Source organism: Maricaulis parjimensis, from assembly GCF_016817355.1.
Classification (GTDB): Bacteria; Pseudomonadota; Alphaproteobacteria; order Caulobacterales; family Maricaulaceae; genus Maricaulis; species Maricaulis parjimensis.
Genome location: NZ_JADOTT010000004.1, coordinates 202,195 through 213,254, shown reverse-complemented (window position 1 = coordinate 213,254; position 11,060 = coordinate 202,195). Strand labels below are relative to the sequence as shown.

The 11,060-nt window shown below is 63.4% G+C and carries 10 protein-coding genes; 8 read left to right on the top strand and 2 right to left on the bottom strand.

Going from position 1 to position 11,060, the window contains the following annotated elements; genetic code table 11:
* Positions 1-147 precede the first annotated feature (147 nt).
* The 8 genes from kbl to I0K07_RS08570 all read left to right on the top strand — a co-directional run bounded on the left by kbl (position 148) and on the right by I0K07_RS08570 (position 8,634).
* Positions 148-1,350 carry a glycine C-acetyltransferase gene (gene kbl / locus I0K07_RS08605; protein ID WP_203292432.1) on the top strand — a complete coding sequence of 401 codons (1,203 nt, stop codon included), beginning with the start codon at positions 148-150 and terminating at the stop codon, positions 1,348-1,350.
* A gap of 94 nt (positions 1,351-1,444) precedes the next feature.
* On the top strand, positions 1,445-2,878 hold the full coding sequence (locus I0K07_RS08600) for an amidohydrolase family protein (protein ID WP_203292431.1): 1,434 nt from the start codon (positions 1,445-1,447) through the stop codon (positions 2,876-2,878).
* A gap of 84 nt (positions 2,879-2,962) precedes the next feature.
* The gene (locus tag I0K07_RS08595) at positions 2,963-4,087 is read left to right on the top strand and encodes an NAD(P)/FAD-dependent oxidoreductase (RefSeq protein WP_203292430.1); all 1,125 of its coding nucleotides are present in this window, start codon (positions 2,963-2,965) and stop codon (positions 4,085-4,087) included.
* A gap of 144 nt (positions 4,088-4,231) precedes the next feature.
* Positions 4,232-4,618, top strand: a complete 387-nt coding sequence (locus I0K07_RS08590) for an SPFH domain-containing protein (protein ID WP_203292429.1) — start codon at positions 4,232-4,234, stop codon at positions 4,616-4,618.
* 197 nt (positions 4,619-4,815) lie between these two features.
* A complete protein-coding gene (locus tag I0K07_RS08585; RefSeq protein WP_203292428.1) occupies positions 4,816-5,994 on the top strand; it encodes a hypothetical protein in 1,179 nt (392 codons plus the stop codon).
* Between the two features lie 71 nt (positions 5,995-6,065).
* Complete coding sequence (locus I0K07_RS08580; RefSeq protein WP_203292427.1) at positions 6,066-6,896, top strand: hypothetical protein; 831 nt, start codon at positions 6,066-6,068, stop codon at positions 6,894-6,896.
* Positions 6,897-6,928: 32 nt separating this feature from the next.
* Positions 6,929-7,957, top strand: coding sequence for an L-threonine 3-dehydrogenase (tdh, locus tag I0K07_RS08575; RefSeq protein WP_203292426.1), 1,029 nt, complete (start codon positions 6,929-6,931; stop codon positions 7,955-7,957).
* A gap of 2 nt (positions 7,958-7,959) precedes the next feature.
* Entirely contained in the window at positions 7,960-8,634 is a 675-nt protein-coding gene (locus I0K07_RS08570) for a nitroreductase family protein (RefSeq protein WP_238934694.1), read from the top strand.
* Between the two features lie 59 nt (positions 8,635-8,693).
* Here the strand turns inward: I0K07_RS08570 and I0K07_RS08565 are convergent, their stop codons facing one another.
* Both I0K07_RS08565 and I0K07_RS08560 read right to left on the bottom strand, forming a co-directional pair.
* Positions 8,694-10,427 carry an alpha/beta hydrolase family protein gene (locus I0K07_RS08565; RefSeq protein ID WP_203292425.1) on the bottom strand — a complete coding sequence of 578 codons (1,734 nt, stop codon included), beginning with the start codon at positions 10,425-10,427 and terminating at the stop codon, positions 8,694-8,696.
* 332 nt (positions 10,428-10,759) lie between these two features.
* Positions 10,760-10,966 carry a superinfection immunity protein gene (locus I0K07_RS08560; protein ID WP_203292424.1) on the bottom strand — a complete coding sequence of 69 codons (207 nt, stop codon included), beginning with the start codon at positions 10,964-10,966 and terminating at the stop codon, positions 10,760-10,762.
* Positions 10,967-11,060: the final 94 nt, after the last annotated feature.

Below are 11,060 nucleotides of genomic sequence, written 5' to 3'. Positions count from 1 at the left end.
GACGACGGGTGAGCTCAGGTCCCCCGGACAAGCCGGGGGATGACGGTGTTTGGATGATTGGAGGCCAGGATATAGGCCCAGGGATGACAAGCTCATGGTGGGTGGATAGAACGCCCCAAACCCCGACTCATCCGCAGGAGCCCCTTCATGTCCGACGCGTTTTTCTCTGATCTCAAAGCCGAGCTCGCCCAGATCGAGGCGGACGGGCTGTACAAGCGCGAGCGGATCATCACGTCGGAGCAGTTCTCCGAGATCGATGTGACGGCGGACGGGCAGGAGAGCCATGTCATCAATTTCTGCGCCAACAACTATCTCGGCCTCGCCAATCATCCGGCGCTGATCCAGGCGGCGAAGGATACGCTGGACAGTCATGGTTTCGGCATGGCTTCGGTGCGCTTCATTTGCGGCACGCAGGACCTCCACAAGGAGCTGGAAGCCAAGATCGCGGAGTTCACGGGGCAGGAGGATGCCATCCTCTATGCGGCCGCTTTTGACGCCAATGGCGGCGTGTTCGAACCGCTGCTGGGGCCGGAGGATGCGATCATTTCCGACGCGCTCAACCATGCTTCCATCATCGACGGCGTGCGCCTGTGCAAGGCGAAGCGTTATCGCTATGCCAATTCGGACATGGATGATCTGGAGACCCAGCTGAAACAGGCCCGGGCCGATGGCGCGCGCCACATCCTGATCGTCACCGATGGCGTCTTCTCGATGGATGGCTATATCGCCAAGCTTCCCGAGATCGTCAGCCTGGCCAAGCGCTATGACGCGATGACCATGGTGGATGATTGCCATGCGCACGGCTTCATGGGCGCCAAGGGGCGCGGCACGCCGGAGCATTGCGGTGTGATGGGCGAGATCGACATCATCACCGGCACGCTGGGCAAGGCGCTGGGCGGCGCGATGGGCGGGTTCACCGCGGCGCGCAAGGAAATCATCGACATGCTGCGCCAGCGCTCGCGCCCCTATCTCTTTTCCAACTCCATTGCTCCGGCGATTGCCGGTGCTTCGCTGAAGGCGCTGGAGCTGGTGGCCGGGGGCGATGATCTGCGGGCCCGCCTGTTCGACAATGCCCAACGTTTCCGCAAGGGCATGTCGGAGGCCGGTTTCGACCTCCTTCCGGGCGAGCATCCGATCATTCCGGTCATGCTGGGCGACGCCAAACTGGCCCAGGACATGGCGGCCAAGCTGATGGGCGAGGGCGTCTATGTGATCGGCTTCTTCTTCCCGGTCGTGCCCAAGGGCCAGGCCCGTATCCGCACCCAGATGTCCGCCGCCCACACGCCGGAAATGATCGACCGCGCCGTCGCCGCCTTCACCAAGGTCGGCAAGGAGCTGGGTGTGATCTGACCCCGGTCAGATATCTGAAATATTACAACTATTTGTGTTGAGTTGCGGGGCTTGATCACCGATCCCCTGCGGTCCGAACGCATGGGAGATGATGATGACACGTATTCTGGCCGCCCTGGTCCCCGCCTGCCTCGCTGCCTGCAGCGCCCAGGCCGATAATGGATGGGTGTTGCGCGATGTTGTTCTCATCTCGCCGGAACGCGAGGCGCCTTTGGCCGGCCAGTCTGTCTGGATCCGGGACGGACGGATCGAGGCGATCCTGACGGCCGATGCCGATTTGCCGACCGGGGTGGAGATTGTCGACGGGGCGGGGCGCTATCTCGTGCCCGGCCTGATGGATGCGCACCATCATGTCTCGCTGGTTCCCGGCATGGGTCCGGCCGGGATCACGGTCGCGGCGGACAATCCCGATCTCGTCGCGCTCTACATGGACCAGCAGCCGCGCAGCCTGCTCTATCATGGTGTGACCCAGATCCTCGATCCCTCGCCGCTCAATGCCTGGCGCGATTTTGAAGCCTCGGACGTGCGGCCGGACCTGTTCCGCTGCGGGGAAATCCCCACGCCGGGCGGCTATCCCGGCAATCAGCAGGACGAGGGCGCCGAGGCCGGTCTGCACAGTTATGAACTCGATCCGGATGAGGCCGGAGCCGCCGGTCCGCTGGTCGACCGGATGGTGGAAGACGGCGCGATCTGCGTGAAACTCTATATCGAGGACGGGTTCGGTGCGGCGAGTGACTGGCCGGTCTTTGACGCCGAAACCCTCGGCGAGATCCGCGAGGCCGCCCATGCCCGGGACTTGCCCGTGCTGGCCCATGCCAATGCCATCGACATGTACCAGATCGCCCTGGACGCCGAGCTGGACATTCTCGCCCATGGTCTGTGGAACTGGAACTGGCCGGAGGGCGACCCGCCGGTCGTGGAAACCCTGGACCGTCTGGCAGCATCCGGCACCGGCTATATGCCGACCCTGATGGTGATGAGCGGGATTTCCGCGCAATTGCGCCCCGGTTCGCTGGATGATCCGGATCTGCTTCCGGTCGTGCCGTCCGCCCTGATGGATTTCTACCGCGCTGGTGGTTCGGATTTCTTCACCGAGGAACTGGCGTCGGACTTCCCGCCCGCCATGCCGCGCGAGGAGATGGCCGACATCATGGGGTTCGCGATCCGGCGGGACCAGCAGGCCACGGCCTATCTCCACCAGGCCGGTCATCCGCTGCTGCTGGCCTCCGACTGCCCCGGCAGCCCGAACCATGCCAACCAGCCCGGCCTGTGCACCTATCGGGAAATCCTGTTGATGGCGGAAGCCGGTGTGTCGCCGCAGGCCATTTTCGAGGCCGGCACGATCAATAATGCGCGCCGTTTTGGACTGGATGCGGATTATGGAACGCTGGAGCCGGGCAAGATCGCCAATCTGCTTCTTCTGGAGGCCAATCCGTTGGAGGATGTGACGGCCTGGAACCGGATCGACACGGTGATCCTGCACGGCGAAGCGCATGCGCGGGACAGCTTCCGCGCCGCAGCGGACTGATCCGGACCCCGTCTGCGGGGTGACGCATGGCCGTTGGCGCGATTACATTAAAATGCGCGGTGTTTGCGCATGGATTGAGGTGTCATGGCGTTTGAAACGGATGCCATCATTGTCGGGGCCGGAGCGGTCGGTCTGGCCTGTGCGCGGGCCTTTGCGGCGCGGGGTTATGAGACGATTGTCCTCGAGCGCGAAGCGGGGATAGGCCAGGGCGTGTCCTCGCGCAATTCCGAGGTCATCCATGGCGGGCTCTACTATCCGACCGGCTCTTTGAAGGCGCGTTTCTGCAATATCGGGCGGGGATTGATGTATTCCTTCCTCGATCTGCACCGGGTCAATCACGCCAAATGCGGCAAGCTGGTCGTGGCCACCGAGCCCGACGAAGTGCCCCGCCTGCAGCTCATCCTGCAGCAGGCCGAAGCCAATGGCGTGCCGGGCATGAAGCTGATCTCCGGTGATGAAGCCCGCGAGCTGGAACCCAGCCTGCGCGCCGAGGCGGCGCTGCTCTCCCCGGAGAGCGGGGTGATGGACAGCCATGCCTATATGGAAGCGCTCGCCGGAGAGCTGAGTGCCCGGGGCGGTGCCATCGCGCTCAACACGCCTTTTGCCGGGGCGCAGGCGCGTCCGGAAGGCGGGTTCGTGGTGCGCACGGGCGGTGATCAGGCCACCGAAGTCGTCTGCCGCTATCTGGTCATTGCCGCCGGACTGGGCGCGCAGGCGGCGGCAGCGATGATCACGGATTATCCGGCCGCACAGATCCCGGAACTGCATTATGGCAAGGGCGTTTATTTCGCCCTGACCGGCAAGGCGCCCTTTGAGCATCTGGTCTATCCGCTGCCGATCCCCGGCGCGCTGGGCACGCATTACCGGCGCGATCTGGGCGGGCAGGGGCGGTTCGGGCCTGATCTGGAATTCGTCGAGGCAGAAGATTACAGCGTCGATCCCGCGCGCGCGGACGCTTTCTACGACACGATCCGGCGTTTCTGGCCGGACCTGCCGGACGGGGCGCTGGTGCCGGATTATGCGGGCATCCGCCCCAAGCTGCACGGACCCGGTGAGGCCATGCCGGACTGGCGGATCGACACCCAGGCGGTGCATGGACTGCCGGGCCTGATCACCCTGTTCGGGATTGAAAGCCCGGGCCTGACGGGATCGCTGGCGATCGGCGAAGCGGTGGCCGGCGAGCTCTGCCAGGTGTCGGGCCGGGCCTGACCCCGGATTCCCGGTCTTCCATTCCCTCCCGGATTGCAGACTGTCCAATCCCTCCCGGATTCAAACGTTTCCATTCCCTCTGAAATGACCTGCTATGACAGGCTAATCTGTCCGTGTTCATGAGATTTCAAAGGAGGGACGTCCATGAGAATTGGTATTCTTGTGACGGGTGCGGCGATTGCCGCCGTCTTCATCGCCGGACTGATGTGGGGCCTGCCCCAATACGGGGTCTGGCAGCAGGAATTGGCAGGCCGCGCCGAACTGGTGCGGGCGGAGCAGAACCGCCGCATTGCCGTTCTGGAAGCCCAGGCGCGCCTGGAAGCTGAAGAGCTCAATGCCCAGGCCGAGATTGCCCGCGCTCATGGTGTGGCGGAAGCCAATGCCATTGTGGCGGAAGGGCTGGGCGGGCCGGATGGCTATCTGCGCTATCTGTGGATCCAGTCGCTCGGCGAGAACGCGCAGGATGTGATCTACATCCCGACCGAGGCCGGACTTCCCATTCTGGAAGCCAGCCGCCACATCGCCCAATAGGCGAAACACACAGCGGTGCGGCCGGTCCTTCACGGGCCGGCCGTTTCCGTTTGAGGGGACAGGCCTGGCTTCATTCCCGGTGACCCTTGCTACAAAGCGGCGTAGACAGTGAGGGTGTGTGGTTCGCCAATCAGGCGAATTTGCATCCGTTTGATCGCTTGGGGGCATCACAACGGTAACCTGTTTGGAGGGGAGCCATGACGGACTCGAACACGACGGAAAACCTGGCAGCACGTCCCCAGGACGAAATGCTGCCCTTCTTGAATAATTTCCACGACATCTTCACCACGATCGGCGTGCTGATCCTGCTGGGCGGGCTGGGTGCCGGCGCAGTCCAGGTGCTCAATTCGCTGGATCTGCCGGAAGGCGAGCAGGGCTGGCAGGCCGTGCTGATGGGCCTGATCGGCGGTATCGCGGTTATCGTCTGGGCGCTGTCCGCCCTGCTGGTCGGCAAGCAACGCCGCATCCTGCCCGGGATCGTGCTGAGCGGCGCTTTCGCCGTCGCCTCGATGATCGTCCTGGTCTGGGCCTATGTGCAGTTCCTGATCCACGGTGTCGGCATCAGCGAAGCCTCGCTGGAAGCCGCCGTGGCGCCTGTCGAGGACATGGAGTTCGGCCGGGAAGCCGTACTGGCTGTCGCCAATGCCCTGCCGGTCTGGGTCCGCATCCTGCCGATTGTCGCCGCCTTGGCAGCCCTGGCGCCGATGATCGCCTATTATCTGAATTTCCGCCTGCCCTTCGCGGGTGGCCTGACGGGCGTCGGCCTGGTCGGTCTGGCCGTGGCCACGGTTTTCACGATCGATCCCTACACCACGATCATCTGGATGCCGGCCGTCAATGTCGCCGCCGGTGCCGCCCTGCTGCTGGCGGGCATCATGTTCGACAGCCGCGACCCGGACCGCAATACGCGCATTTCGGGCACGGCCTTCTGGCTGCACTTCTTTGCCGCCCCGATCCTGCTGACGGCCGTGCTGAATGTCGCCCAGCTGGGCTGGAGCTTCTCGGAAGCCGATTTCGAGAACCCGGAAGCCTTCTCCCTGCTGGCTGCCATGGCCAATGACGGGGCTGAAGCGACCGGTCTGGCCGCGATTGCCCTGGCGGTGATTGGCGTCTTCGCCGTGATCTCCCTGCTGATCAATCGCCGCGCCCTGATCGTGTCCGGCCTGTTGACTGCCGGTGTCGCCATCAGTGTCCTGGTCGGTTCGTCCGGTCTGGGTGTCGGTGCCGTCGTCGCGGTGACCATGCTGGTCCTGGGCGGGATTGTTGTCCTGCTGGGCGCGGCCTGGAACCCGGTCCGCAAGATCCTGCTGACGCCGCTGCCGAGCGAGGGCCCGCTGGCCCGCATTTTCCCGCCGGCCAATGGCGCTGTCGGCTAGGCATTGCTTGACCTGAACTCTGGCTTGCGGCCTCATTCCCCGTGCAACTCTTCATTGGGGGATGGGGCCGCATGCGTATCAAGGCAAGCCTGTGGGTTTTCGGGCTCACGCTTCTACTGGCCGTTCTGACACTGGCCTTTCCGCTGGCCCTGTTCGGTTCGCCGCCGGAACCCGCCGCACCGCTGCAGGACGGGTTCAAGACACCCATCCTCGCCTTTGAATTCGCCACACGGGTGGAGCATCTCGCCTTCCTGCAGGGCGAAGCCGGCGCGGAGATGCGGACCTATTTGCGCCATGTCCAGTTTCTCGACTGGTTCTTCCCCGTCGCCTATGCCGGCATGGCCGCCAGCTTCTTCATGGCACTGGCCCTGCGCGGCAATTTCCTGGCCCTGATCGGGGTAGGTCTGGCGCTGGCGACGATTCCCGCCGACTGGCAGGAGAACGCCACGATGAATGCCATTCTCGACGAGATCGAGAACCCCGTCTGCAATGAGGCGACCATCCCGCCGGAGCGGGCCGGGGATTATGTCCTGCGCGATTGTCTGGGCGAAGACGCGCTGGCCGAGGCCTCGCCGGCGCTGGATATTGCGAGTTTTGCTCTGGATAGTTTTCTGCCCCTGCGGGTGGAAATGCTGCGCATAGACACCTGGATCAAATGGGGGCTGATCGCCGCCTATGCCGGCTGGCTCGCCATCCTGTTTTTCCTGGCCAAACGGCCCATTCTGGCCATCCCGCCAACCCTCGCAGCCCTGTCGCTGGGCGCCTGCTGGGTGGCGGTCATGACGGGGACAGGCGCGGGGATAGCGGCGGAACTGATGTCGCTTGTGCTGATCCCCTTCATGCTCACTTTTCCCGTCGCTGCGGTGATGTATGTTCTGGGTCATAAAAAGCGCCGCCGATAGACGCGGCCGCAACCCCAATCCCGAGGAAGTCCATGAAAGCGCTGGTCAAAGCCAAACCGGAAGAAGGCATCTGGATGGAAGATGTCGACGCACCGAAGATCGGTCCGGACGACGTGCTTATCCGCATCCGCAAGACCGCCATCTGCGGCACCGATATCCATATCTATAATTGGGATGACTGGGCCGCGAAAAACGTGCCGACACCCATGGTGGTCGGCCATGAATATTCCGGCGAGATCGTCGAGGTGGGCGGCAATGTCACCCGCGTCAAAGTCGGCCAGCGCGTCTCTGGTGAAGGCCATGTCGTGGGCGCGTCCAGCCGCGCCGCCCGGGCGGGACGCTTCCACCTGGATCCCGACACGATGGGCGTGGGTGTGAACATCCCCGGCGCTTTCGCCGAATACATGAAACTCCCGGCTTTCAATGTTGTACCCCTGCCTTCTGATGTATCGGATGAAATGGGGGCGATCCTCGATCCGCTCGGCAATGCCGTGCATACGGCGCTCCAGTTCGACCTGATCGGCGAGGATGTGTTGATCACCGGTGCCGGTCCGATCGGCATCATGGCCGCCGCGATTGCCCGCCATGTCGGTGCCCGTCATGTCGTGCTGACCGATATCAATACCCACCGTCTCCACCTGGCCAGCCAGGTCGCCCCGAACATCCGCACCGTGGATGTCTCCAAGGAAGACCTGAATGATGTCCGGGCCGAGCTGAAAATGACGGAAGGCTTTGATGTCGGGCTGGAAATGTCCGGCGCGCCGAAGGCCTTCGGCTCCATGCTCGACAATATGGTGATGGGCGGAAAGATCGCGATGCTGGGCCTGCCCGCCAAGCCGATCGAGGTCGATTTCGGCCAGCTTGTCCTCAAGGCGATCACGCTGAAAGGCGTCTATGGCCGGGAAATGTTCGAGACCTGGTACAAGATGATCGCCATGCTGGAGAGCGGTCTGGATGTCTCCCGCATTATCACCCACCACTACAAGGCCGATGAATTCGCCAAGGGTTTCGAGGCCATGCGCTCGGGTAAATCCGGCAAGGTCGTGCTGGACTGGGGTTGATCATGTCCGCTGAAAAACGCGTCCCTCTGGAAGGGTTCATCGAATATCCCGAAGCAGAAATGTCCGCGCGGGTGACGGAATTCTCCGAGAATCTGCGCCGCCGCCGCACCGTGCGTGATTTCGATGATCGGCCGGTGGACAAGTCCATCATCGAACAGGCCATCCTGGCGGCCGGTTCGGCCCCGTCGGGTGCCAATCACCAGCCCTGGCATTTCGCCGTCATCCAGGACCCTGCCAAGCGCCACGCCCTGCGCGAAGCCGCCGAAGCGGAAGAACGGGCCTTCTATGCCGGCAAGGCGTCGGATGAATGGCTGGAAGCCCTGGCCCCGCTGGGCACGGATGCCAACAAGCCCTTCCTGGAGCATGCGCCTGTCCTGATTGCCGTTTTCGCCCAGAAGCGCGGCGGCGAGAAGGCCGGCCAGTCCAAGAAGAATTACTACATCAATGAAAGCGTTGGCATTGCTTGTGGCTTCCTGCTGGCGGCCCTGCACGAGGCCGGACTGGTGACCCTGACCCACACGCCCAATCCGATGCGTTTCCTCAATCAGGTCTGCGAACGTCCGGTTGATGAGAAGCCCTATATGCTGATCGTCGGCGGCTATCCGGCCAAGCATGCGACCGTGCCGGAACATGCGCTGATCAAGAAATCACTGAGCGACATCACGTCCTGGCTCTGACACCAAAAAAAGGGCGGCTCGATGAGCCGGCCCTTTCATGTGCGGGTTCGACGGTCCGGCTACCGTCCGAAACGCGCATTGATCCAGTCTTCGATCAGGGCGAGGGCCTGCGGATTGAAGGTCTCCTCGATCCGGGCGTATTCCGGGATCGTGCCGGTTTGGGCGGTCTGGAACATGTGATTGAGGCCGGGCAATTCCATCAGCGTGACATCGCCATTATGGGCAAGGCCCGCTTCGATGCCGGCCAGGTTGGGGCCTGGCACGACTTGCAGGTCCAGGGAACCATTGAGGGCCAGGACCGGCTGGTCCACATCACCCAGATAATCCGCCGGGTCATGGTTCAGGAAGGCGCGCTGCCAGGCCCGCACATTCTGGCTGATGAAAAGGGATTTCTGGTCCGGCGTGGCCCCCAGGAAGGTCAGCACGTCGGGCGTCAGGATCTCGTCCAGCGCGGCGCGGGCGGCGGCTTCATCCGGGGCTGTGCGGGCGGCGTCGGTGATCTGCAGGACAATGCCGTGCAAACGTTCCAGATCCGCCTCGCTGCGGCCCGAGGCGCGGGCTGCGGCGATGGACTGGTCCAACACGATCTCTTGCCCGTCCGTACCCGGCCCGGCGAGCAGGACGATATAGGCGATGTCCGGATTGTCTGCGGCAACAACCGGGGCGATCAGCCCGCCCTCGGAATGGCCGATCAGGCCGATTGCGTTCGCATTGATGACGGGCTGGGTGCGCAGCCAGTCCGTGACGGCCTGTGCGTCGCTGGCGAAATCCATGGAGGTCGAGGCGGCGAAATCGCCGGTGGATTCGGCATAGCCACGATCATCATAGCGCAGCACGGCAATGCCATTGCGGGTGAGATGGTCGGCCAGAACGGCAAAGGGCTGGTGCGTCCAGACGGTTTCATTGCGGTCCTGCGGGCCCGAGCCTGAGATCAGGACGGCTGCCGGGAAGGGGCCTTCGCCCTGGGGCAGGGTCAGCGTGCCGGCCAGGGTGACACCCTCGGCCGCCGGATTGTCGATGCGCACGTCGAACGCGCGATAGGGGAAGGGGGCGACGGGCGTTTGCGGGCGGTTGGGCTGTTCCACTTCCATCGACTGGCGCTCAAAGCGCACGACGGCATCGTCAAAGCCCGGGCGTTGCCAGCTGCCCGTCAGGGCGCGGCCATCCGCGTCCAGCTGACCCTCATAGGTCACATTGGCGGCCGGAATGCGGAAACGGACCGTGTCGCCCTCGCGTTCCAGGCCGGCGACCGGAATGCCATAGGCGCCCTGGGTGACCGAATCCAGACTGGCAATCGTGCCATCTTCGCCGGTTTCGATATTGAGGGTGAATTCCAGCTGGATGGCTTCGCGGTCGAGCTGGCCGGTCCAGCTGCCGTCCAGGCCGTCGATCACGACGACAGGAACGGTTTCGGGGCGGGCGAAGTCCAGCTCCAGCGTCGCGCCCTGGGTGAATTCGCCATCATAATGCCCGGCCTGGGCATCCCATTCGCCCTGATAGCTGGCGCCGAGCGCGCTGATCTCGAACCGCATTTCTGTGTCATCGATATGGAAGGCGGACATGGGGATGCGTTGTCCGGGCGCCTGGTCGAGGCTTTCCAGTGTTGCGGTCATGGCGCCATCATCGGTTTCGCGGGCATGCACCATGAGGCGCAGCGCGCCATTCGGCGTGGTCAGCGTGCCCAGCCAATCGCCCGAACGGTCATCCTGGGCGAGCGCCGGGCCAGCCAGGCCCAGGCCGATCATCAGGGCGGTCCGCGTCATGGCCGTAGCCAGTTTGAAAGTGTGAGCCATTCAAGTCTCCTGTGTTCAGGCAAGCCGGACCCGTTCGCCCGTTGGGGCGGTCTCCGTTCGGGGGTGGCCGGATTGCGATAAGTGCGCGTTTTCGCGCGGATCAGTTCATGAGTAGAAGATTAGCTAATTATCGAAATGAAGGCAAGAGTTATTTTGATGAATGTCTAATTGAAAGCTGCACCGGCCCGTCTGACGGGCAAAAAGAACGCCCGGATCTGGGGCGATCCGGGCGTCTGATTTCCGACCAACCGTTATGTCTGTCGGGACGCGTATGCCGTGAAGGTCCGGGAGTGAGGCAGGGACCGGTTCCTTCGTTCAGGGTGGGCAACCCTCTAGGCCCGCACGCGTCTGCGGATGGCGGTGAAAGACCAGATCAGGGCGACAAGCCAGCCAATCCCGGTCCAACCCAGGAGCAGATTGGTGAGGAAGATCGCGAACGTATTGTCATGTCCGCGCAGCAAGGCGATCAGGGCCGGCAGGAAGAAAACGACCAGTGCCGCAATTCCCGTCTCCACACCACCCAACATCACGATCTCCATCTCGACTGCTCCGTATTATCGAATTTCGATATGAATGTATGAGCGTCTGCCGCGGGGCACAAGGGAGGAGCAGGGGGGAACAGACGGGATTTTG